Below are 22,908 nucleotides of genomic sequence, written 5' to 3'. Positions count from 1 at the left end.
GATGTCCGGTGAGGGATCCTCTTACGGGACAGCTGAATCCCTGTGTCGGTGTCTCATAACCTCAGCGCCTCAGACTCTAGGGTTTTGAGACGCCAGGAGTCAGCTGGCCACGAGGTCAGACCCGAGGCGCATGGTTTTAGTAGCCAACGGGCATCCTGAGTGTGTAGGGCTCTTCCAAGACTTTGATTTCCTCCTCTGTCAGGCGGACGTCGAGGGCTGCGACAGCGTCGGGGAGGTGGTGTTCCTTGGTGGCACCGACGATCGGCGCGGTTACTACGGGGTTGTTCAGCACCCAGGCGAGGGCGACGTGCGCCATGGGGATTCCCCGTGCTTCTGCAATCTTTTGAACTGCATCGGTAACGGGCTTGTCGGCCTCGCTGAAGCTGCGTTCGGCTACGGGATCGTTGGCGGACCGTGCAGTGTCGCCGCCCCACGGCCGGGCAAGCCGTCCCTTGGCAAGTGGGCTGTAGGGGATGCTGCCGACGCCTTGGTCGCTCAAGAGTCCGAACATCTCGCGTTCCTCTTCACGGTGCATAAGGCTGTATTGGTCCTGCATGGACACGAACCGCGTCCATCCGTGCAGATCCGCGGCGTGCTGCATTTTGGCGAACTGCCAGGCCCACATCGCCGAAGCGCCGATGTAGCGGACCTTGCCGGCCTTCACGAGATCGTGCAGGGCCTCCATGGTTTCCTCGACCGGGGTCTCGGGATCGAAGCGGTGGATCTGGTACAGATCGACGTAGCCGGTGCCCAGCCGGGTGAGGGAGGCATCGATTTGCTCCATGATGGCTTTGCGTGAGAGGCCGGCACCGCCGGGTCCGTCGTGCATTTTGAACATCACTTTGGTGGCGAGGACGACGTCCTCGCGGCGGGTGTACTTCGTAATTGCCCGGCCCATGATTTCCTCGGCGGTACCGAATCCATAGATGTTTGCGGTGTCCCAGAACGTGATGCCCAGCTCCACCGCCTGCCGGAAGATCGGCTCGGCCGCGTCGTCATCCAGGGCCCAGTCGGTGAATCCGCGGGAGGAGTCACCAAAACTCATTCCGCCGAGGGCGATACGGCTGACTTTCAGGCCGGAACGGCCCAGACGTGTGTACTCCATGAAGTGTCCTTTCAACGGCGCACCAGACCCGGACGGGGACGGTGCAATTGGTGGTGTACGGCGACAGGTCCCGGCCGTGATGTCGCGGAATCCCGCCAAGGTCGGGTCGGTGCTGCTGGCAGCTAGGAGTTGTGGGCTGCTGCGGCCGCGGAGCCGGTGTTCTGCTGGGTTGCGGCCCAGCTGGAGAGCAGCTGCAGGGCGTCGTGGGATGGCGATCCTGGTTCGGCACTGAACGTGATGAGCATCAGGCCGGGATCGGCGGTGAGTTCCAGGACTTCGAAGTCCAGGTTGAGTTCCCCGACGGCGGGGAGGTGGATGCGTTTTGATCCGCTCTTGTGCTGGTGGACGTTGTGCGCTGCCCACCGCAGCCGGAATTCATCACTGCGGGTGGAAAGCTCTCCGACGAGGTCCGAGAGCCGACGGTCGTGTGGGTCCCGTCCAACCGCGGCCCGCAGCGTGGCGACACATTCATTCGCCGCGCGGTCCCAGTCGGGTGCGAAGTCCCTCCCCCGGGGGTCCAGGAAGATGAACCGGGCCTGGTTCGGCGGCAGGACCGTCGTGTCGAACTGGGCCGCGTACAGTGCCCGGCCCATCCGGTTGGCAGCGATGATGTCAAGCCTGCCGTTCTGAACGATCGCGGGCAGGTCGGTCATCGCGTCGAGCATCCGCTGCACGGTCGGCCGGACACGCTGCTCCGACGCCCTTGGACGCCGTGGGCGGACAGTGTTTTCCGACGCGCGGACCAGGTCCCTCAGGTGCCGCTCCTCGACGTCGTTCAGGCGCAGGGCCTGGACCAGGGACTCGAAGATGCTCTCGGAGACGCCAGTGAGGTTTCCGCGCTCGAGCCGGCTGTAGTACTCCACGCTGACCTGGGCGAGCATCGCAACCTCTTCCCTGCGCAGCCCCGGCACCCGTCGCCGGCCGTAAGACTGCAGGCCAACCTGCTCGGGCGTCAGCCTGGCCCGCCGGGAGGTCAGGAACTCCTGGATGTCATCTCGGATGCTCATGCCTTCAACGGTATGCCGGAGGCCCGGGGCGTAACCATGCCCTGTCAGTACATGGCTTAGGCGGGTCTGTTTACGCCCGTATGGGGCGTGGTCTCGTAGATATTGACGGCATCAAACGCCGACCACATCCCCCTCGAAGCGAAGGTTTACCCCCATGCCCTCCACCACCAAGAAAGCCAGGCTGCCGCTGGTTGTGCTGCTCCTGGCGATCGGCACGTTCCTGATGAGCACCACCGAGTTCGTCATCGCGGGCCTGCTGCCCAACATGGCATCAGACCTCGGTGTCAGCGTCTCCCAGGCAGGGCTGCTGATCACCGCATTTGCCATCGGCATGATCGTCGGCGCCCCCACCATTTCCGTCGCCACCATGCGCCTGCCCAAACGCCTCACCCTCGTCCTGTCCCTGCTGCTCTTCGCAGCCGGCCACATCGTTGCCGCCATCAGCCCGGCCTTCGAAATCGTGCTCATCGCCCGCATCATCACCGCCCTGGCCACCGGCGCCTTCCTGTCCATCGCCGCCGTCGTAGCCACCTCCGCTGCCGGGCCCGAGACCGCCTCCCGCGCCATGGGCGTCATGATGAGCGGCATGGGCCTGGCAATCGTGGCAGGCGTACCGCTGGGCTCCTTCATCGGCCAGGCCATCGGCTGGCGCGGCATCTTCTGGGCACTTGCCATCCTCGCCACCCTCGCCGCAGCCGTCATCGGCAAGTTCGCTCCCGCCGATGCACACCAGGAAGCCGTCACCCTCCGCTCCCAGCTCGGTGTGCTGCGCGAGGGCAAGCTGTGGCTCGTCCTTGCAACCACCGCATTGGTCTCCGGAGGATTCCTCGCCGCCTACTCCTACATCTCCCCGCTCCTGACCGAACGCACCGGCATTTCCGAAGCGGCCGTGCCCCTGCTGCTCGTCGGCTTCGGCATCGGCGCCCTGCTCGGAACCGTTGTGGCCGGGCGAACCGGTGACCGCAAGCCGCTCGCCACGTACTTCGCCATCGGCGGCGGATCAGCCCTGGTGCTCCTGATGCTGATCCCGCTCTCCACCTTCGTCGTCCCGACCATCGTGCTGGTCATCCTGCTCGGCTTCACCGGCATGGGCGTCACCGCCATCGCCACCCCGCTGGCCGTGCGCTTCGGACATTCCGGCCCGTCCCTGGCCGCAGCCCTGACCGTCTCCGCATTCAACGTCGGCATCGCGGCCGCGACCTGGTTCGCCGGCGTCGCCCTCGACTCCACCCTCGGCACCACCGGCCCGGCAACCGTTGGCGCAGCAATGGCCATCCTCGGCCTGATCCCGCTGTTCATCCTGGCCCTCATGCGCGCCACCCGGACCACCATGGCAGCCGCAACCGAAAGCACCGCCGCCGCAGAGCTCGATGACGACGTCCTGGTCTGAACCGGCGCTGCGCGCAACCAGCCACCCGAAAAATCCCCGGAACGGCCTCACCGAGACCGAGATCAAGGAAGCCATTACCCATCTGGCGTTCTACGCGGGCTGGCCCAAGGCCGTCTCCGCGATGAACGTCGCCAAACTCATCTTCAACAACCAGTCCTAGACGCGAAGGAAGAGAAGAGTCATGCCAGAAAAGAACCCGTACATCACCTTGAACAGTGGTGTCCAGATGCCCGCCCTGGGCCTGGGCGTCTACCAGAGCTCACCGGAAGACACCACAGCAGCGGTCCACGCCGCGCTCAACGCCGGCTACCGCCTGATCGACACCGCCGCCGCGTATTTTAACGAACGCGAGGTCGGCGAGGGCATCCGCCAGTCCGGCATCGACCGGTCGGAGATCTTCATTGAAACCAAGCTCTGGATCAGCGATTACGGCTATGACGAAGCACTGGGCGGGTTCGAGAAGAGCATCAGCAAGCTCGGTGTTGACCAGGTCGACCTGTTGCTGCTGCACCAGCCCCTCGCCGCCGACTTCGAGAAGACCATCGCCGCCTACCAAGCGATCGAAAAGCTCCTCGCCGACGGCCACGTCCGTGCCATCGGCGTCTCCAACCAGACCCCGGCCCAACTCGAGGAACTCATCGCCCGCACCAGCGTGGTGCCTGCGGTGAACCAGATCCAGGTCCACCCGTACTACTCCCAGCCCGAGTGGCGGGCGGCCAACACACGCCACGGCATCCTCACCCAGTCCTGGTCCCCCATCGGGGGCTCCTACATTTATGGCGATTACGAGAAGAACCCGCTCGAGGAGCCAGCCATCACAGAGATCGCGGCGAAATACGCGAAGACCCCGGCCCAGGTCATCCTCCGCTGGCACCTTGAGCACGGCTTCTCCGCCATTCCGAAGTCGGTCAAGGCCCAGCGCATCGACGAGAACTTTGACGTCTTCGACTTCACCCTCACCCCCGATGAGGTCACTGCCATCGATGCGCTCGACACCGGCGTGCGCGGCGGCCCTGACCCCGACTCGCTGACCCTCGAGAACTACGGGTTCCCGATTCCTGCCTGACCCCCTGCTGCGGCCCGCCACCACGGCGGGCCGCAGCACCAAAACCAACAGCCCACCGCCCACAAGACAGGAGACCCGCGTGCGCGCAGACGGCCGCCCTCTCACCGAACCCACCGACCACCCCAGCTCACCCGGCACGGCCCTCGTCGTCGGGGCATCCCTCGCAGGGCTCATGACTGCCCTGACGCTCTCCAGGGCCGGCGTCCACGTCACGTTGCTCGAACGCTCCGATGACACCGGACGCACAGGAGCTGCCCTCCAGGTCCCCGACGGTCTCCTCGAACGCATCACCGGCCTCCCCGCCTCCCAGGTGCCCCAGCCCCTCGCACCCGGGATCCAAACCTGGTTCGCCGTCCACGATGCACTCCGCGCCGCCATAGAAACAAACCCGATCATCGAACTCCACCAAAACACCACCGTGCGCAAAGTCGGCCAGGACGGACAATCCGCCTGGGTCCTCACCTCAGACAAACAGAGGATCACGGCAGACCTGGTGATCGGGGCCGACGGCCACCGCAGCACTGTTCGCCGGCACATCGCGCCGGATCACCCTGATGCCACGTTCGCCGGCTACGTCATATGGATCGGCATCGCCGATGAGTCAGCCATCGGTGCCCGCCGCTGGCCACGCGACGTGGCCTTCCTCGGCGACAACGACCATACGCTGCTCGGCTACCCGCTCCCGGGCGCCGAGGGTTCCCGCGAGCCAGGATCACGCCGCCTGGGCTGGGCCTGGTACGACTCCAGCAGAAACGGACTGCTCCGCTCCACCGGCAGCGTCAGCGGTTCCGTGGTGCGGCACTCGCTCATGCCCGCCGGTATCCCCAGTGGGACTTTCCGGGAACTCGCCGCACAGGCCCGGGAACTGTTTCCCTCGCCATGGAAGGACGCGATCCTTGACAGCATTGAACGGCGGGCCGTCATCGGCACACCCATCGCCGAATACGTACCCGTACGGCTTGCCACCGGCAGGGTGGCCATCGTCGGAGACGCCGCCCACGTTCCAACCCCCATGACAGGCAGCGGCTTCGCCGAATCCCTCCACGACGCCGAAGCCATCGCCGACGCCATCACCGACTTCGGCACCACCAGCACAGCACTGCACAGCTACGAGAATGCACGACTCCGCAGCGCCCGGAACCTCGTGCAATCAGGACAAGGTTTCAGCCGTTCCTTCGCCCGCCGCGCAGCTTAACCCAAATTCCGCTACTTTCCGGTCCCCCAAAACAGACCGGACACACCGAAGCCCGCAGAGTCTCCGCGCCATCCGCCTGCGCCAGGGCGCGAGGGTCGGTTCTTACGCTCAGGACGGCTTCGAGCACACGAACATGACGGTTCGAATGCGTCGCTCGGCGAGGTTGGCCACCTGGTTGGCTGTCATCTGCGTGAAACTGTCGCCCAGGAACGTCGCGAAGGTCACGGGTGGCGGGCCGTCCCGTTGGATCCGCGCAAGCATCTGCTGGAACCAGGCGAGGCTCTCGTCCGACGAGTCGACTGCCGAGACCACATCGAAACCGGCCGACGGGAGGAGTTCGCGCATGTCGTCCAGGGTCACGGGAAAGCTTGCCGAGGGGTCACCGGCCCAAGGCACCGGGTAGTGCACTGCCCCGCCTTCACCCTGCAGAACGTCATAAACCACGAACCTCCCGCCCGGCCGAAGGACACGGAAGGCTTCCGAATACAGGGCGTGTTTATCGGGAATGTTCATCGCCACATGCATGGTCAGTGCCGCATCCACAGACCTGTCGGGAAGGCCTGTGGCTGTGGCGTCCCCGACACGGAAGCGGGTACGGCCGGACAGGCCTGTCCATTCCGAGAGCGCCGTCGCTACCTGGCAGAACTCCGGCGTGAGGTCGACCCCCGTGACTGTGCACCCGGTCAACTCGGCAATCGTCCGCGCGGGGCCGCCCAATCCGCTGCCGAGGTCAAGCACATGGGAATCCGGGGTGAGGGCCAGAGCCTCGATGACTTCCAGAGTCGCCCTACGGCCCCTGATGTGGAACTCGTCAACAGCAGCGAGATCGGCCGGACGCAGCGTTGTACGGTCCAGACCGGCCGCGTCCAAGGCAGAACCGATGGCCGCCACAAGTCCCCCGGGGCCGGTGTAGAAGGCCGAGATCTGGTTCATTGCGCCATCCTCACACCGGGTGGCCGCGGGGTCAACGGGAAGCGCCTACCTAGGTAGGCCTGCTGGTACGGGTACGCGGCGGCTGCTTCTTCGTTGAATTCGACGCCGATGCCCGGCTTGTCGCCCGGGTGCAGGTACCCGTCGGTGAAGGTCATGGACTGCTCGAAGACCTCGTTGGTCTTGTCCGAGTGCTGCATGTATTCCTGGATCCCGTAGTTGTGGATCGCCAGCCCCACATGGAGCTGCGCCGCAAATCCCACCGGGGAAATGTCCGTGGGCCCGTGGAACCCTGACTTGATCTGGTACTGCGCGGCGAAATCCATCACCTTCTTCAACGGGCTGATCCCGCCAAAGTGGGTGGACGCGGCCCGGACGTAGTCGATCAGCTGTTCCTTGATCAGTGTCTGGAAGTCGAACACGGTGTTGAAGATTTCCCCGATCGCCAGCGGCGTGGTGGTGTGCTGGCGGACCAGGCGCAGGCCCTCCTGGTTCTCCGCCGGCGTGCAGTCCTCCAGCCAGAACAGGTCATACGGCTCCAGGGCCTTGCCCAGTTTCGCGGCCTGGATGGGCGTCATCCGGTGGTGTCCGTCGTGCAGCAGCGGGATCTCAGGGCCGAACTCGTTCCGGACAGCCTCGAACACGGTGGGCAGGTGCCGCAGGTAGGCGCGGGTGTCCCAGTCCTCTTCCTGCGGGAATGCTCCGCGCCCGGCGGGCTCGTAGTCATACCGCTCCCCTGACGCCTGCGCCTGCGCGGCAACCCCGTAGACGGCCTTGATCCCCGGCACCGCCGTCTGGATCCGGATCGACTTGTAGCCCAGCTCCAGGTGCTCCCGGACCGAATCGAACAGCGACGGAATGTCCGCCCCCGAGGCGTGTCCGTAGGCACGCAGGCCGTTGCGGGACGCACCGCCCAGGAGTTGGTAGACCGGCATCCCGGCCAGCTTGCCCTTGATGTCCCACAACGCCATGTCCACCGCAGCGATCGCCGCCATCGTCACCGGACCCCGCCGCCAATACGACGACCGGTAAAGGAACTGCCACGTATCCTCAATCCGGTGCGGATCCTTGCCAATCAGCAGCTGCGCCACATGCTCCTTCAAATAAGCGGCAACAGCGAGTTCACGGCCGTTCAGGGTGGCATCACCGATACCGGTCACGCCATCCTCCGTAGTGATCCGCAACGTCACAAAGTTCCGGGACGGACTGGTCACAAACACATCGGCGGCAACGATCTTCATGGCTGGCTTTCGGGTAGATGGGAAATTCTTGGTGGGTGGGACAAAGGTGTCAGCGCTGGGTGCTGCCCCGGGCTGCGTCGAGCAGCGCAATTTCCTCGCGGCGGGGCAGGCCCTCCCAGTCGCCGCGGGTGCTGACGGCGAAGGCGCCGGCCAGGATGCCGCGGTGCAGGCGGGCGGGGACGTCCTCGCCGTCGAGCAGGGCTGAAAGGTAACCGGCGGTGAACGCGTCACCGGCCCCCACGGTGTCCACGGGGGTCACGGCGATGGCGGGTGCTTCGAGAAGGCCTTCAGCCGTGTGGACGGCCGCACCGGCCGCGCCGCGCTTCACCACCACTTCCCGGATCCCCAGCTCCAACAGGCACGCGGCGGCATGGGACTCAGCTGCCGTGGGCGCTGCCGCCCCGCTCCCCTCCGGGGGCCGGGCAACCAGGTCGAGTTCGTCGTCGGACGCTATGACGATGGTGGCGTGCCGGGCCAGCGGCCCAAGCACGGCCCTTGCCTGGTCGCGGGACCAGAGCTTGCTGCGGTAGTTCACATCCAAAGAAACCGCCACTCCGTCAGCTGCCGCCCGCTCCGCTGCGTACTCCACGGCATCCCGCGCTTCGGCGCTGAGCGCCGGGGTGATGCCGGTCAGGTGCAGGATCCGGGCGCCGCCATCCAAGGCGGCAGCTACCTGGCTGCGCGAGATGGTGGATCCCGCCGATCCGGTGCGGTAGTAGAAGGCCCTGCTGAGGTCGGCGGTGCGCTGCTCCAGGAACATGACCCCTGTGCTGCGGTCCGGATGCACGCGGTGGTGAAGTTGCACGCCTTCGCCCCGCAGTTGCTTCACGATGAACTCGCCGTGCGGGTCCGCGCCCACCGCCCCGGCCCAGGCCGCCGTGTGGCCAAGGCGCGCGACGCCGATGGCCACGTTCGATTCCGCCCCGGCCACCTGCATGTTCAGGGCGCCGCCGTTCGCCAGCGGGCCGGCGGACCGGAGCGAGACCATGGCCTCACCGAAGGTCAGCAGGCCCACCGGTTGCGGGCCAGGCGCGTGCCCGGCCGGGACGCTCGCGGCACCAGCCGTCACGCTCGGGTCCCGCTTCCCCCACGGGTCGCGAACTCCGCTGCGAGGCTAAGGAAACTGCGGGCACGGTCCCGCATCTCGGCGAGGTCTCCGCCGGAGGCTGCCGTGCCGAACAACGGTCCGCCCAGGCCCACGGCGATGGCGCCGGCTTCCCAGTAACCGGTGGCTTCGCTGAGGCCCACGCCGCCCACGGCGATGAAGGGAATGTCCGGGAAGGGGTCGCGGACGGCCTTCAGGTAACCGGGCCCGCCGATCGATGCCGGAAAGAGTTTGATGGCGGTGGCGCCGCGCTCCATCGCCTGGTACGCCTCGCTGGGCGTCAGCGCCCCGGCCAGGACGGGGATGCCGGCCTTGGCCGCCTCACTGATGGAGGGGGCCAGGGAAGGTGTCACGATGAACTGGGCGCCGGCAGCGGTGACCTGGTCGACGTCGGCCTGGCTCAGCACGGTGCCCGCCCCCACCAGGCAGCCGGCCGGGGCAGCCGCGCGGACTTCGCGGATAGCCTCCAGCGCGTTGGGCGTGGTGAGGGCGATCTCCACGTAATGGAAGCCTTCCTCCATTGCCGCCAGCGCGGCCTTGGCGGCAGCACCGCCGTCGTTCCCGCGGACGATGCCGACAAGCCGCGCCTGCCGGATGCCCGCCAACAGGGTGGCGGAAGTAAGGGCTGAATTGTCGGAAGTCATGGGGTTCACCATTCTGCGAAGGATCCGTCGGGGTGCCGCCACACCGGGCCGCGCCACGCATGGCCGCGCTTGTCCGCGGCACGGACCACGGCCTCGTCGATTTCGATGCCCAGCCCCGGCCCGGTGAGCCGCTCGATGTGGCCGTCGACGAACTTGAAGGGGGTCTTGTCCACCACGTAGTCGAGGACTTCGGCGCCCTGGTTGTAGTGGATGCCGATGCTTTGTTCCTGGATGAGGAAGTTGGGCGTCGCGAAGCCCACCTGGAGGCAGGCGGCCAGCGCCAGGGGCCCCAGGGGGCAGTGCGGTGCCAGCTGGACTTCATAGACCTCGGCCAGCGCGGCGATTTTCCGGACCTCGGTGATGCCGCCGGCATGGGAAAGGTCCGGCTGGGCCACGGCAATGCCTGCCTGCAGTGCCGGCAGGAACTCCTGCCGGTTGTACAGCCGCTCCCCCGTTGACACGGGAGTGGTGGTGGAGGCGGTGAATTCCCGGAGCAGGTGGGTGTTTTCCGGAACCACGGGCTCCTCGAGAAAGAAGGGCCGGAACGGTTCCAGCAACGGGGCCACCCGCCTGGCGTTGGCCAGGCTGAAGCGGCCGTGGAAGTCGACGGCAACGTCCCGGTGGTCGCCCAGGACCTGCCTCGCTGCGGCAACCCGGCGGATGACGCCGTCGATCTCTGCCACCGAAGCCACCGGGCTCATCCGTCCGCTGGCGTTCATCTTGACGGCGGTGAGGCCCACCTCCAGCTGGGCGCTGATCTGGTCCGCCACCTCATTCGGCTCGTCGCCGCCCACCCAGCCGTACATCCGGATCCGGTCCCGCACGTGGCCGCCGAGCAACTGGTGCACGGGGGCGTTAAAGTGCTTGCCCGCGATGTCCCAAAGGGCCTGGTCCAGCCCGGACACGGCGCTGGCCAGGATGGGTCCGCCCCGGTAGAAGGAGCCCTTGGTCATGACCTGCCAGTGGTCTTCGATCCGGAGGGCGTCGCGGCCGATGAGGAGTTCCGAGAGTTGCCCGACGGCGGTACGCACCGTTTCGCTGCGGCCCTCGCAGGTTGCCTCGCCCCACCCCACGATGCCGCTTTCGGTTTCGATCCGGACGAAGAGCCAGCGGGGGGCAACGAGGAAGGTCTCAATCCTGCTGATGAGTGTCATGTGTCCGAGCCCTAGCCCTTGGTGGCGCCGGCGGTCAGGCCGGAGACGATGTACTTCTGCGTGAAGAGCGCAATGATCATGATGGGGATGGTGACAACGGTCGCGGCGGCCATCAGCCCGCCCCAGTCGATGCTGGCGTAGGAGACGAAGTCGAAGATGGCCACGGGCAGGGTCTTGGTCTTGGAGCCCGAGAGCACCAGGGCGAACATGAAGTTGTTCCAGGAGAAGATGAAGGACAGGATGCCGGCGGTGGCGATGCCGGACACCGCGAGCGGCAGCGTGATCAGCCGGAAGGCGCCGATCGGCGTGAGCCCGTCTACCTCGGCCGATTCCTCCAGTTCCAGGGGCAGCGAGTCGAAGTAGCTCATCATGATGTACACGATCAGCGGGAGTGCCACGAACATGTGACTGAGGATCAGCACCTCGAACTTCCCCACCATGCGCAGGTTGGAGAAGACGTAGTACCAGGGCACCAGGAGCGAGACGCCCGGAATGACGCGGGCCATCAGGACCACCAGCGCCGAGCGGTGCATGGTGAACCGGCTCATGGCGTAGGCGGCCGGGACGCCCAGGACGATGGACAGCGCGGTGGAGACGAAGGCCACCCAGAAGCTGTTGAAGATGAACACGAAGTAGTTGTTGCGCTGCAGCACGTTGGCGTAGTTCTCAAAGGTGGGCGAGAACAGCAGGGCCTTGCCGGTGTCGTAGATGTCCACGTTGGTCTTCAGCGACGCCAGGAGCATCCAGAACAGCGGCGCGAGCAGGAACAGCACCACGAGGATGAGGGCGACAACCCGGAAGACCTTGTAGGCGCGGGTGGCGAGCGGCTTGCGGCGGCGCCGCGTCCGCTGGGCGGCGGCAGTGGTGGAATCAGTCACGACGGTCATTTGCTTACCGCTTTCTTGCGCATGGTGAGCAGCCACATGGTGCCGATGATGATCATGAAGAACAGGATCAGCACCGCCGAGGAGAGCCCGTACTGGTTGTAGTCGAAGCTCAATCCGTAGGCGTAGACGTTCAGCGTCTCCACTTCGTGGAACGAGCCGCCGCCCTTGCCCTTGGTGGCGTAGAGGATGTCGAAGGTCTTCAGGGCATCGATGCCGCGCAGCAGGATGGCCACGATCACGGTGGGCATCATGAGCGGCAGGGTGATGAAGAAGAACCGCTGGAAGGCGTTGGCGCCGTCCACACGGGCGGCCTCATCCGGTTCATCGGAGAGCGAGGTCAGTCCGGCCAGCAGGATCAGGACCACCATGGGGGTCCACTGCCACACGTCCATGAAGATGGTGGTGCCTAGGGCGGTGTCCTGCCCGGACAGCCACGGCTGGGGCGGGATCCCCACCATGCCCAGGAGCTGGTTGGCGAAGCCGATGTTGGGATCGAAGATCAGCCGCCACATCATGCCGACCGCCACGGGGGTGGCCACCAGCGGCAGCAGGATGGCTACGCGGACCCACTTTTCCCCGCGGAAGGGCCGCCACAGGAGCAGGGCCACGCACATGCCCAGCACCACTTCGAAGGCCAGCGCGACGCCGGTGAAGGCCAGGGTGCGGCCCACGGCAGGCCAGAAACGCTCGGTGTCGGTGAGAACCGTGATGTAGTTCTGCAGCCCGATGAAATCCGTGGCGGCCCGGACGGAGCCCTGGGAGTCGGTGAGGCTGAGGTACACGGTCCAGGCCAGCGGAAAGACGATCAGGACGCCGACGAAGATCATGGCCGGGGCGGCGAAGAGCCATTTGCGGTGCCGGTTGGCCCAGGCGGAGAAGTGCCCCCCGGCGCCGACGGGCCCACTGGGCCGGCGGGTGCCGGCGCTGCGGGGTGGGTTCAATACAGACATGGTTCACCTAAAGAGTTGGGGGTGAAGTTGACCGGCGAAGGGAGCCGGTGAAGTGGCCGCGCCGGGACGACTTTCGGGCCGTCCCGGCGCGGATGTTCAGGCACGGTGGGTGCCCGGCGTCCTACTTCTTTTCGCTGTCCAGGAAGGTCTGGAAAGCAGTCTGGGCGTCGTTGGCCGCGGCAGCGGCATCCGCCCCGGTAATGGAGGCGACAATCGGGGCACCCACGATTTCACGTGCCTTGCCAACGGTGACAACCTCGGGCCGGTCGTGGCCCACACCGTTCTTGGCGCTCGCGGAGATGGCCTCCGCGAGGTCCTTCGGGTAGGTGGAGGTGCCGTCAGGGTTGGACCATACGGACGTGCGGGGACCCGGGACGCCGGCCTTCTGGGCTGCCAGGGTGCGTTCCTTGCTGGTTGCCCACTGGATGAACTTCCAGGCGTTGTCCGTGTTGCTGGAGTTCTGGTTTACGCCCAGGGCCCAGGAGGGGATGTTGTACGGCTTGGAACCGGCGGGGCCGGCAGGCAGCGGAGCGAATCCAACCTTGTCCGCGACCTTGGACTTGGCGGGGTCCGTGGCGTTCTTGTAGAGCGAATCGGCCTCGGTGTAGAAGGCGGCGCCGCCCTGGGTGAAGATGGCCATTGCCTCCGGCCAGCTCATGTCCGTGCTGACGTTGGCGGGGCCGTAATTGCGGATCAGGCCGCCGTAGTAGGCGTAGGCCTTCTTGGCGGCATCGGTGTTGACGGAGGCCTTGCCATTGGAGTCCATGAAGTCCCCGCCGAAGCTGTACAGGAAGCTGGAGAACTGGGTCACCGCGGTGGACTTGCCGGTGCGGGCCACGAAGCCGGCGGTGTCAGGGGAGGAAGCCTTGATGGCCTTGGCTGCCGCTTCCAGTTCCTCCATGGTCTTGGGAACCTGAAGGCCTGCCGCCTGCAGCAGGTCCTTGCGGTAGTAGAGGACTTCGCGCTCGGTGATGATCGGAACACCAACCACCTTGCCCTCAACGGTGGTGGCCTTGACCGGGCCCTCCTGGTAGTCCTTCCAGTCCCAGCCGGAGTCCGACGAGACGTTCTTGGTCAGGTCCGCCAGGTAGCCGTTCTTGGCGAATGCTTTGCCTTCCTGCAGGGGGCGGTACATCATGACGTCAATCTCGTCGCTGCCTGCGTTGAGCTTGACGTTGTACTGGTCGGAGAGCTGGTCCTCGCCGAGCTGGGTCAGCTCCACCTTGAGCCCGCTGGACTTCTCGAACTCCGGAATGGCGGACTTGATGCCCTCGGTCCAGACGTGGTTTGCCAAGGTGACACGGACGGTCCCTGACTCCTTCGCCTGGTCGCTGCCGCCTCCGCCGCCGCTGCAGGCGGTCAGCCCCAGCGACATTGCCGCGGCAACTGCCGCGTACTTCACAATTGAACGCCGCTTCATTACGACTCCCTTTGCCTTTTGGGCCCGCAGCTTCGCGGGCGGGTGACAGACGCCTCGTTACGTCTGCTGTGTTTAGCGAGCATAAACAAATAAGGCAGACATATACAAGACCTTGCCACTCCCCCATATGATTTATTCATGACCATCCCAAAGGCGGCGTTGTCCCCTGACCTGCATTCATCGCTGGTCGAGAACCTGGGACTCGCCATTGCCGAGGGAACCCTGGCACCAAATTCGATCCTGCGGCTGGATGAGCTGGAGGCACAGCACAAGGTGTCCCGCTCCGTGATCCGCGAGGCCACCCGCGTCCTGTCCTCCATGGGCATGCTGGAATCACGCCGTCGGCTGGGCACGGTGGTCCAGCCGGAGGCCAGCTGGAACCTCTATGACCCCCAGGTGATCCGGTGGCGGCTGGCATCGGCCAAGCGGCTGGAACAGCTGCGGGCACTGAACGAACTGCGCGGCGCCATCGAACCGCAGGCAGCCCGGCTTGCCGCCGAACGCGCGTCCCTGGACCAGGCCAGCGACCTGGTTTCCATGGCCGCCCGGCTGTGGGCCGCCGGGCAGCGGGGAGACCAGGACGATTTCCTGCGCCTGGACATTGAGTTCCACGCCGCGGTCCTCAACGCCTCCGGCAACCTCATGTTTTCGCAGCTTCACAAGCTCGTGGCGGAGGTGCTGGCAGGCCGGACCCAGCACGGCCTGATGCCCCACCTTCCGGACCATGAGGCGCTGCAGTTGCACGTGGACGTGGCCAGCGCCATTCAGCGGGGCCAGGCAGCCGCCGCGCACGCTGCCATGAGCCGGATCGTGGAACAGTCCACCGAGGAGATGGGGGACATCTGGTCCCACAGCCATGCTTCGGTGGTGGAAGGCAGCCCCAATCCCGGCTAGGCCAGGTGCCGGCAGCGCCGTCGGACGTCCATACCCTTACGCCCGTCGAGCCCCGGCCAGTTCCCCGGCCAGGAAATCCAGGGCTGCCTGCCCCTCGGGCAGGCCGGCCGTGTGGTTGAGGTGGCCGTGGACCGCGCCTTGGGCGAGGAAGTAGGACACCGGTACCCCGGCCCGTTCCAAAGCGGAGGCAAACAGCTCGGTGGAGCCGCGGGCGTCGTCGTACTCGCATGCCAGGAGAGCCGTGGGTGGAAGTCCGGCAGGATCGGCGTAGCCGGGCATCGCGTAGGACGATGCCATGCTGACGGGCCCGCCCACGTAGTTCTCTGCCGTCCGGATGCAGTCCTCCACGGTGAACCGCAGGTGCCTGGGCAGCCCGGCCATGACCTCCGGGTCCAGTCCCCCGGCGGGCGGCGGAAGTTCCGCGTGCAGGAAGGGGTAGGCCAGCAGGAGCTTGGCGGGCAGCGGCTTGCCGGCGTCAATCAGATAGAGCGCGGCGCCCACGGCCAGGTTGCCGCCGGCGCCGGCACCGCCCAGGCAGAGCAGGTCGGGGTCCAGTCCCAGGGTTTCGGCGTTCTTCCGGGCCCAGAACCACCCTGCCAACGCGTCGTCGTGCGGGATGGGGAAGGACACGCCGTCGCGGGCCAGCCGGTAGTCCACGGACAGCACCGGGGTCCCGCGGCCCGCGAGCACCCGGGCCAGGTAATCGGACTCCGGAATATCCACGCTGCCGCTGACGAACCCGCCGCCGTGCAGCCACACCAGGGCTGGGCTGTCCGTGCCGGCCGGTTCGCCGTAGATCCGGATTCCCACCGGGCCGTGCCGCCCATCGGCGGTCACCGTGCGGATGGGGACATCCGGGCCCGGCGAGCGCACGGCATCCGGGTTCAGGAACTGCGGGCCTTCCGGGCTGGCGAGGTACTCGGCGAAACCTGCTGCGGTCTCCCCCTTGGCGTTCCGGGAGGGCCCGGCAGACGCCGCGGCTGATTCTGTCCGGGATGTCATGGTGTTCCCAGCTTCCGTGAGAAGTAGTCGACGGCGGTGGCAAGGATGGTGTCCAGCTGGTCCTCGGCGCCGAAGAAGCAGTGGTCGCCGCCCATAATGGTCACCACGTCATGTTCCACCCCGGCTTTGGCGAGCGCGGCCGCCAGGAGGTCGGTCTGCGAATGCGGGACCAGCCCATCCGAATCGCCGTGGACCAGGAGGAACGGCGCGGCGTCAGGGGTCACATGGCTGACGGGGCTGGCCGCAGCCAGCAGTTCCGGGTCATCCGAGCCGCCCACCAGCATGTTCTCCGGCTGCAGCGACCTCCCGGGCGGGACAGCGGCAGTCAGTGCAGGGGGAAAGAGCCCGTCGGGGGTGTTGATGGGGGGAATGTCCACCAGGGAGGAAACGCCGTAAAAATCGACGACGGCGCTGACGCTGCTCGGGTGCCCCTGCGCGCCGAGTCCGCCTTCCAGGTCGCCGCGGTTGCCGGTGAGGCCCAGGAGCGCCACCAGGTGGCCGCCGGCGGATTCGCCCCAGGCGCCGAACCGGTCGGGGTCGATGTTAAGGGCCGCGGCGAACTCACGGAGGTAGCGGACCGCGGCCTTGAGGTCGTGGAGCTGCGCCGGGAACGGGGCTTCCAGGGAGTGCCGGTAGTCCGCCGTGGCGCAGGCGATGCCGGCCTCGTTGAGCAGCCGGAACACGGAGTCGGGCGCGAAGGTGAACGGGAGTTGCCGGCGGTCGCCCAGCTGGAACGCTCCGCCGTGCACCCAGAGGACCAGCGGGGTAGGGCCGGCAGCCTTGCGGGGCAGCCACATGTCCATCTTCAGCGGCCGGAACCCGATGGCCCTGGCGTAGGTGACTTCACGGTAAACCGAGGAGACGTCTGAGACGTGCTCAGGGGTTCCCGGCGCATCGAAGACGGGGAACGGCGGAACCTTCCTGCCTCCGGGCCTGGACATGTCCCGGGACGGGTCCATTACGTCGGTAGCGTTGTCCACTGTCATAGTGTGCTCCTCATCAGTTCAGGTCGTGCGGTGTCCGCGCCGGTTCCGGCGAGGAAAGTATGGTGCCCGGGCCCGACGACGGCGGCCGGCTCGCCGGGCAGCCGCACCTCCGCGGCGGTGCCGGCGGGGATGGTGGCACGGAGCGTCAGCACGCCGTCGTCCGTCCCCCACTCCACCCCAATCAGGCCGCGCGGGCCCTGGTGCGTTGTGGACGCGGACGTCAGGCCGGCGCCGGGGCGCGGCTCGATGACGATGCGCTCCCAGCCCGCGCTGCCGGTAGCCTGCCGCAGCCCCGCCGTGTAGCGGTGCAGGAAGGAGACCACGGCGCCCTTGCTGTAGTGGTTGAGCGACTGGTGCGCGGTGCCGTTTGCATCGATGCCGTTCCACAGCTCCCACACGGTCGTGGCGCCGCGGTCCACCATGGTGAGCCATGACGGTTCGGAGTCCTGCATCAGGAGTTCGTAGGCAAGGTCCAGTTCACCGTTGTCGGCAAGGACCGGGAGCAGGTAGGGCGTTGCCAGGAACCCGGTGCCGAGGTGCGTGCCGGCCTCGCGGATCAGGTCCGCCAGCTGGGCGGTGACGGTGGGGCGCTGCCCGGGGCTGACGAGGCCGAACGCGAGGGCACGGACGCAGTTGGCCTGGCTGGCCCGGGTGACGCGGCCGGAGGAATCAAGGTATTCCGTCTCCCACGCGTCCCGGATCCGGTCTGACAGCTCTGCCAGCTCGGCGGCCTCCGCGGCCAGGTCCAGGACGCCGGCGATGCGGGCCATCAGGTCCGTGGTGTGCCGGTAGTAGGCGGTGGCCACGATCCCGTGATCGGCGGTGCGGGCGGCGAACAGGTCAGGCTCCGGCCCGCCCGGTTCCATCCATTCGCCAAAGTGGAAGCCGGTGTCCCACAGGTACTGCTCGTGGGATGCGGGGGTGGTGCGTGCGGCGGCCCGGGCATCGTGGCGGTGCGTTTCGGCGGTGGCGCGGACAAAGCCCAGCCAGCGCTTCATGGCTTCCCAGTTCTCCGCCAGGATTGAGGCGTCCCCCGACGCGAGGTAGACCTCCCATGGCACCATCACGATCGCGTCGCCCCAGCCGGCGGAGCCGTTGGTGAAGCCCATGAACCCAGCCGAGGTGACAGCAGGCCCGGGCGACGGCGAGATGTTGGCGATGATCCCGTTGTCCCACTGGTCGGCACGCACGTCGCGCAGCCACTTCCGGGAAAAGCCGGTGACGTCGTAGAGGTAGGCAGCGGTGGGGACGAACAGCTGCCAGTCCCCGGTCCAGCCGGCCTTTTCGCGCTGCGGACAGTCGGTGGGAACCTCGCAGGAATTGCCCAGGAAGCTCCATTCAACGATGTCGTGGAGCTTGTTCAGCCGTTCATCGCTGCAACGGAAGGTACCGATGCGTTCCAGGTCGGTCCGGACCACGCAGGCGGTGATGTCCGACGGCTGCACGTCCGCGGCGAGGCCCTGGACGGAGACGAACTGGAAGCCGTGGGTGGTGTGCCGCGGTTCGAAGACTTCGCACTCGGCCCCAGAGGAGATGACGGTGTCCACCTGGCCGGCGTCACGGAAGGCACCGGGCGTCCGGAAGTCGAGGGGGCGCAGGTGGTCCCGGGTGACGTCGCCGTCTGCCCCGAGCGTTTCGCCGTATTCCAGGGTGGCTGTTTGGCCCTGGGGCCCGAGCCTGGTGAGCCGGACCCAACCGTGGATGTTCTGGCCGAAGTCCACCACCTGGCTGCCGTTGGCCAGCCTCGTGATGGACACCGGGGCCAGCTCCTGCGTCACCCGGGTGGGCGGCGCGAGGGGTCCGGTGAGTGCGTCGAAGCTGCCGGGACGGACGACGGCGGGAAGCAGCTTTAGTGCTTGGGCACCAGTGCCGCGGGTGCCCGCCTGGGACGGGCTCCCGGCGTCGGCCGTCCTGAAATCGACGCGCTGGCCGGCCATGAGGTCGGCGCTGACGATCTCCGTGGCGGACACCAGCCACGAGCCGTCAGTGCCGATGACCTGCCTGCCGGCGGCGGACTCAAGCTCGAGCTGCGCAAGGAAAGCGGTGTGTGTGCCGTACATGTCGGCGTCACGCGTGTACCCGAAGGTGCCGCGGTACCAGCCGTCGGTGAGCACAGCGCGGATGGTGTTGCTGCCTTCGCGGAGCAGCGTGGTGACGTCGTGGGCCTGGACCTGGAGCGTGGTGTTGTAGCTGGTGGAGCCGGGGGTGAGCTGCTGGTCGCCGACGCGGTGGCCGTTGATGAAGAGCTCGTAGATGCCCTGGGCGGTGGCGTAGGCGCGGGCCTTGTGCGGGGCGGCCGGGAGGGTGAAGGTCTTGGTGAGGGCGTACCCGGGCCGCTCCCCCGGCGCCCCTATTTCCGGTTCTTCGGGGCCTATCCACTGCGCTGTCCAGTCCCCGGCATGCAGCAGGCCCAGCTCCACGGGCATCGGTTCGGACCAGTCGCTTGGTGATTCGGTGCCGTGTTCGTCGGCGTTCCAGGTACGGACGCGCCACTCGAACCGGTCCCTCGAGTGGAGCGCCGGGCCGCCGTACGGGATGGCGCAGGCTGCAGAATCAACCTTCCCGGTGTCCCAGCCGTTGTCCGCGGTGATGCGGTACGCCGTCTGGCGGGCGGTCCCGGCGGGCGGGGTCCAGCTGAGCCGCGGCACGGTAATGGTCAGTCCCATCGCCTCGGACAGGTGCTCGGCCCGAAGCCGGGTGGGGGCGGTCATGCGGCGGAACTCCTGAAGCGCGGTTGCTGGGAGTTCCAGCTTCGTTCGCCACCACTTCCCCTCCACAGGGTTCTTTCAATGGTTGGAATAGTATTGTGGTTCAGCTCACTGCCATTGCAGCTATCAACGGCGCTAGGAACTCCTGCCATGACTGTCACTCCGGAAACGGAAACCCCGCCGGCACGCGGAAAACGGCCCAAACAGGGCGAACCGGTGATTGACCGGGCACTGAGCCTGCTGGCGGTTTTTTCCGACCGGCGCCGGGCACTGACCCTGTCCGAGCTGGCGCGCTACGCGGACATGCCCGCCCCCACGGCGCTGCGGCTGATCGCCCGGCTGGTGGCTTGGGGAGCCCTGGAACGGCTCGACGACGGCCGGTACGTGGTGGGGGTCCGGCTGTGGGAAGTGGCGTCGCTGTCCCCGCGCGGGCACGGGGTGCGGGAGATCGCGCTCCCCTATCTTGAGGACCTGTTCGAAGTCACCCGGCACCACGTCCTGCTGGCGGTACGGGACAACGAGCAGGCGGTTCTGATCGAGCGGTTGTCCGGGAAGGACGCCACCGAGGTGGCTTACCGGGTGGGTGGACGTGCGCCGCTGCGGTCCACCGCGATCGGCCTGGTTCTTTTGGCCGGCGCGGACCAACAGTTCCAGGAAACCATCCTGAAGCGGCCGCCGGAAAACGAGCCGGGTGTGCCCGAGATGCCGGAAGGCCAGTTGCGCAGGACACTTTCGGACGTGCGGCGCACCGGCATCGCCATGATCCGCCGCACCGTCCCGTCCCGGACCGTCTCCGTGGCGTCCCCGATTTTCGATGCACAGGGTTCCGTGGTGGCGTCGCTGTCCATCGTGGTTCCGGACGGGTCCACTCCCCCGAACGTGCTGGCCCCGGCCGTCCGCGCGGCCGCGCGCGCCGTGTCCCGGAACCTGGGGCACCAGGCTGTCGTCAGTGCCGACGCGCGGACGCACTCGCAGGGGTAGGGGGCGAAGGCTCCGGACTTAATGCCCGCGGGCAGCTACCTCACAGCCCGCTCACAGAATGCGCCTACCAGATGCATAGTGCGGTGGCTTTTGATGGGTTCATGACCACCTCGCACAAACGCAATGAGCTCCCTGAAGACGCGCAGCAGCCGCACCCGGATCACGACCGCGGCCTCGAATTCGACCTGTCCACGATGATCAGCCGCCGCTCACTCGGCATGTTCTTTGGTGCCGGCGGCGCCGCCGTCGCTCTCGCTGCCTGCAGCCCCGGCGGATCAACCACGGCTGCGCCGTCAACCGCGGACGGCACCACGACGGCGACTTCCACCGCGTCGGCGTCGGCTACGGCATCGTCCTCCGCCACGTCCACCCCCACCATCACCCGCGCCATTGCCGAGTGCGGCGTGGAGATTCCCAAGGAAACAGCGGGACCGTACCCGGGCGACGGCTCCAACGGTCCCAACGTGCTGGAAGCCTCCGGCGTGGTGCGGCAGGACATCACCTCGAGCTTCGGTTCGGCGTCAGCTAAAGCGGTGGGTGTCCCGTTGACCTTCACCCTTACTGTGCTGGACAACGCCAACGGCTGCACACCGCTTGCCGGCGCCGCAGTCTACGCCTGGCACTGCGACCGCGACGGCAAGTACTCGATGTACGACTCCAGCCTCAGGAACGAAAACTACCTGCGCGGCGTCCAGGAGGCAGACGCCAACGGCCAGGTCACCTTCACGTCCATCTTCCCCGGTGCCTACGCCGGACGGTGGCCGCACATCCACTTCGAAGTGTTCGAATCCATGAACAACGCCACCGCCGCCGGCCAGGTGCTCGCCGTCTCGCAGATTGCCCTGACCAAAGCGGCCTGTGACGACGTGTACGCAACCGCAGGATACGAAAAGAGCGTCACCAACATGACCCGGACCACGTTGCAGTCAGACAACGTGTTTGGGGACGACGGCGGCATCTACCAGCTGGCCACCATGACCGGCTCCGCCGCGGCGGGCTACACAGCGGCACTTAACGTGACCATTTAGGAGCAGGATCAAACTCTCAGTACTCGCCCTTGATCACAAAGTACGAACCGCGGATGGTGCCTGCCAGCTTGGACTTCTGCCGCGCGAACTTGAAGCTGGAAGCGAGCTCGTCCGGAACATCCATGCCGTCGGAGAGCTTGAACCCGACAGCGCGCTTGCCCCCGTCCTCGAGGGCGTACATGACGTTGATTGACAGCCCGGACTCGTAGAACACGTACGCCATCCGCAGCCCGTCCACTTCGAATGAGGAAACCTCAAGCGGCTTGGAGGCAATCACTAGCTTGCGCTCCGTGGACAGGATGTTGTTCACGTATTCGAGCACCTCCGGCGCGTCTCCGGCCGGTGTGACGGTGAAGTCGTGGTCGTACTTGTTCTTGTAATAGCGCGCCTCATTGGCCCGCAGCCCGGCCAAGGCATCCGCCACCGGTGACGATTCCAGGCCTACGGTGGAGACGTTCTTGAAGTCAACGGTGTACGGCACGGGTCCTCCTGGGAAAGGGTCTTTCGCCCATCCTCGCAGACCCGTGCCGCCAACCGCAGATTGCCGCCGGTCTACTTGTCCGTGTGCCTGCCGGTGAGTTTGTCCAGGATCCGGTCCACCATGCCCACCCCTGGTCCCACGGTCTTGTGGAACAGCTCGGAATGAGGTGCACTCGGGTGCGGCCTGGTTGGCGCCAGCTTCTTCGCCCTCTCCACCTTTTCGCCGATGTCTACGAGTTTTTCGCGGGGAATGTGGAGGCGGAGCTTCGGGAACTGTTCGGACTCCTCGTCGTTGGCATGGTGGCTCAGCTGTGCCTCAAGCTCATTGACCAGGTCCATGAAGCCGGCCTCCGAAGGTTCCACTTTCTCCAGCCGCTTCATCAGCTCGACGATCTCCTGGTGCTCCTTCTTGTCATGTTCCACTTCGTCGTGACCGTCGGGCACGTGGTCCTCAATGGCCGGGTAGACGTACATTTCCTCGGCCACGGCGTGGCGCATGACCTCCGCGATCAGGGTGTCGGCCAGGTCCCTGCGCTGCGTTTCATCGGTGGTGCCCTTGATCTGCCCGATCAGCGCGATCATGTCCCGGTGGTCGCTGGTCAGGATGTCCACGACGTCCACGTTTCCGGCGGAATTGGTATCACTCATGAGCCGGCGCTCCTTCTGGATAGTTCCGATGTGCGGCGTAAGACGGTCAAAGTATCACGCGGCAACAGGGCGATCCAGAGGTGGAAT

22 protein-coding genes are annotated in these 22,908 nt (G+C 66.6%); 7 read left to right on the top strand and 15 right to left on the bottom strand.

The window, feature by feature from the left end:
- Positions 1-136: 136 nt before the first annotated feature.
- Complete coding sequence (locus tag ASG86_RS18425) at positions 137-1,105, bottom strand: aldo/keto reductase (RefSeq protein ID WP_056337892.1); 969 nt, start codon at positions 1,103-1,105, stop codon at positions 137-139.
- A gap of 122 nt (positions 1,106-1,227) precedes the next feature.
- Positions 1,228-2,112: a helix-turn-helix transcriptional regulator gene (locus ASG86_RS18420; RefSeq protein ID WP_056337883.1), complete on the bottom strand. Its 885-nt coding sequence runs from the start codon at positions 2,110-2,112 to the stop codon at positions 1,228-1,230.
- 154 nt (positions 2,113-2,266) lie between these two features.
- Here ASG86_RS18420 and ASG86_RS18415 point away from each other — a divergent pair, with 154 nt between their 5' ends.
- The 4 genes from ASG86_RS18415 (at position 2,267) to ASG86_RS18400 (ending at position 5,763) form a co-directional block, all read left to right on the top strand.
- Positions 2,267-3,502, top strand: a complete 1,236-nt coding sequence (locus ASG86_RS18415; RefSeq protein WP_056337880.1) for an MFS transporter — start codon at positions 2,267-2,269, stop codon at positions 3,500-3,502.
- A complete protein-coding gene (locus ASG86_RS18410) occupies positions 3,483-3,662 on the top strand; it encodes a carboxymuconolactone decarboxylase family protein (protein WP_082566847.1) in 180 nt (59 codons plus the stop codon). The genes ASG86_RS18415 and ASG86_RS18410 overlap by 20 nt, the downstream gene beginning before the upstream one ends.
- A gap of 21 nt (positions 3,663-3,683) precedes the next feature.
- Positions 3,684-4,568, top strand: a complete 885-nt coding sequence (locus ASG86_RS18405) for an aldo/keto reductase (protein ID WP_056337878.1) — start codon at positions 3,684-3,686, stop codon at positions 4,566-4,568.
- Positions 4,569-4,647: 79 nt separating this feature from the next.
- Positions 4,648-5,763: an FAD-dependent monooxygenase gene (locus ASG86_RS18400; protein WP_056337875.1), complete on the top strand. Its 1,116-nt coding sequence runs from the start codon at positions 4,648-4,650 to the stop codon at positions 5,761-5,763.
- Positions 5,764-5,871: 108 nt separating this feature from the next.
- On the opposite strand, the gene ASG86_RS18395 is transcribed toward ASG86_RS18400, so the two are convergent.
- The 8 genes from ASG86_RS18395 to ASG86_RS18360 all read right to left on the bottom strand — a co-directional run bounded on the left by ASG86_RS18395 (position 5,872) and on the right by ASG86_RS18360 (position 14,094).
- Complete coding sequence (locus ASG86_RS18395; protein ID WP_056337873.1) at positions 5,872-6,696, bottom strand: class I SAM-dependent methyltransferase; 825 nt, start codon at positions 6,694-6,696, stop codon at positions 5,872-5,874.
- Complete coding sequence (gene manD / locus ASG86_RS18390) at positions 6,693-7,934, bottom strand: D-mannonate dehydratase ManD (RefSeq protein ID WP_056337864.1); 1,242 nt, start codon at positions 7,932-7,934, stop codon at positions 6,693-6,695. The genes ASG86_RS18395 and manD overlap by 4 nt, the downstream gene beginning before the upstream one ends.
- 49 nt (positions 7,935-7,983) lie before the next feature.
- Positions 7,984-9,003 (bottom strand): sugar kinase, encoded by a 1,020-nt coding sequence (locus tag ASG86_RS18385; RefSeq protein WP_235565227.1) that lies wholly within the window; start codon positions 9,001-9,003, stop codon positions 7,984-7,986.
- On the bottom strand, positions 9,000-9,683 hold the full coding sequence (locus tag ASG86_RS18380) for a bifunctional 4-hydroxy-2-oxoglutarate aldolase/2-dehydro-3-deoxy-phosphogluconate aldolase (protein ID WP_056338183.1): 684 nt from the start codon (positions 9,681-9,683) through the stop codon (positions 9,000-9,002). Before ASG86_RS18380 ends, ASG86_RS18385 begins: the two co-directional genes overlap by 4 nt.
- A 5-nt stretch (positions 9,684-9,688) precedes the next feature.
- Entirely contained in the window at positions 9,689-10,837 is a 1,149-nt protein-coding gene (dgoD, locus tag ASG86_RS18375; protein ID WP_056337861.1) for a galactonate dehydratase, read from the bottom strand.
- 11 nt (positions 10,838-10,848) lie between these two features.
- Positions 10,849-11,724: a carbohydrate ABC transporter permease gene (locus tag ASG86_RS18370; RefSeq protein WP_056337858.1), complete on the bottom strand. Its 876-nt coding sequence runs from the start codon at positions 11,722-11,724 to the stop codon at positions 10,849-10,851.
- Positions 11,721-12,674, bottom strand: a complete 954-nt coding sequence (locus ASG86_RS18365; RefSeq protein ID WP_235008798.1) for a carbohydrate ABC transporter permease — start codon at positions 12,672-12,674, stop codon at positions 11,721-11,723. The genes ASG86_RS18370 and ASG86_RS18365 overlap by 4 nt, the downstream gene beginning before the upstream one ends.
- Positions 12,675-12,795: 121 nt before the next feature.
- Positions 12,796-14,094, bottom strand: coding sequence for an ABC transporter substrate-binding protein (locus tag ASG86_RS18360; protein WP_056337855.1), 1,299 nt, complete (start codon positions 14,092-14,094; stop codon positions 12,796-12,798).
- Between the two features lie 138 nt (positions 14,095-14,232).
- On the opposite strand from ASG86_RS18360, the gene ASG86_RS18355 reads away from it, so the two are divergent.
- Positions 14,233-14,988, top strand: coding sequence for a FadR/GntR family transcriptional regulator (locus ASG86_RS18355; RefSeq protein WP_056337854.1), 756 nt, complete (start codon positions 14,233-14,235; stop codon positions 14,986-14,988).
- Between the two features lie 36 nt (positions 14,989-15,024).
- On the opposite strand, the gene ASG86_RS18350 is transcribed toward ASG86_RS18355, so the two are convergent.
- Genes ASG86_RS18350 through ASG86_RS18340 form a run of 3 tightly spaced genes read right to left on the bottom strand, consistent with a single transcriptional unit; the run spans position 15,025 to position 19,687 of the window.
- The gene (locus tag ASG86_RS18350; protein ID WP_056337851.1) at positions 15,025-15,990 is read right to left on the bottom strand and encodes an alpha/beta hydrolase; all 966 of its coding nucleotides are present in this window, start codon (positions 15,988-15,990) and stop codon (positions 15,025-15,027) included.
- Entirely contained in the window at positions 15,987-16,976 is a 990-nt protein-coding gene (locus ASG86_RS18345; protein WP_056337848.1) for an alpha/beta hydrolase, read from the bottom strand. Before ASG86_RS18345 ends, ASG86_RS18350 begins: the two co-directional genes overlap by 4 nt.
- A complete protein-coding gene (locus ASG86_RS18340) occupies positions 16,973-19,687 on the bottom strand; it encodes an alpha-L-rhamnosidase (protein WP_056337845.1) in 2,715 nt (904 codons plus the stop codon). The genes ASG86_RS18345 and ASG86_RS18340 overlap by 4 nt, the downstream gene beginning before the upstream one ends.
- 147 nt (positions 19,688-19,834) lie before the next feature.
- Here ASG86_RS18340 and ASG86_RS18335 point away from each other — a divergent pair, with 147 nt between their 5' ends.
- On the top strand, positions 19,835-20,665 hold the full coding sequence (locus tag ASG86_RS18335) for an IclR family transcriptional regulator (protein ID WP_082566845.1): 831 nt from the start codon (positions 19,835-19,837) through the stop codon (positions 20,663-20,665).
- Positions 20,666-20,766: 101 nt separating this feature from the next.
- Positions 20,767-21,693 carry an intradiol ring-cleavage dioxygenase gene (locus ASG86_RS18330; protein WP_056337835.1) on the top strand — a complete coding sequence of 309 codons (927 nt, stop codon included), beginning with the start codon at positions 20,767-20,769 and terminating at the stop codon, positions 21,691-21,693.
- A 16-nt stretch (positions 21,694-21,709) separates the two neighbouring features.
- Here ASG86_RS18330 and ASG86_RS18325 read toward each other — a convergent pair whose 3' ends face one another.
- Together ASG86_RS18325 and ASG86_RS18320 are read right to left on the bottom strand one after the other, a co-directional pair.
- Complete coding sequence (locus tag ASG86_RS18325) at positions 21,710-22,174, bottom strand: hypothetical protein (RefSeq protein ID WP_056337832.1); 465 nt, start codon at positions 22,172-22,174, stop codon at positions 21,710-21,712.
- A 71-nt stretch (positions 22,175-22,245) separates the two neighbouring features.
- On the bottom strand, positions 22,246-22,821 hold the full coding sequence (locus ASG86_RS18320; RefSeq protein WP_056337830.1) for a hemerythrin domain-containing protein: 576 nt from the start codon (positions 22,819-22,821) through the stop codon (positions 22,246-22,248).
- Positions 22,822-22,908 lie beyond the last annotated feature (87 nt).

The sequence above is a fragment of the Arthrobacter sp. Soil764 genome (assembly GCF_001428075.1).
Classification (GTDB): Bacteria; Actinomycetota; Actinomycetes; order Actinomycetales; family Micrococcaceae; genus Arthrobacter.
This window is presented reverse-complemented; position numbering and strand designations above follow the sequence as displayed.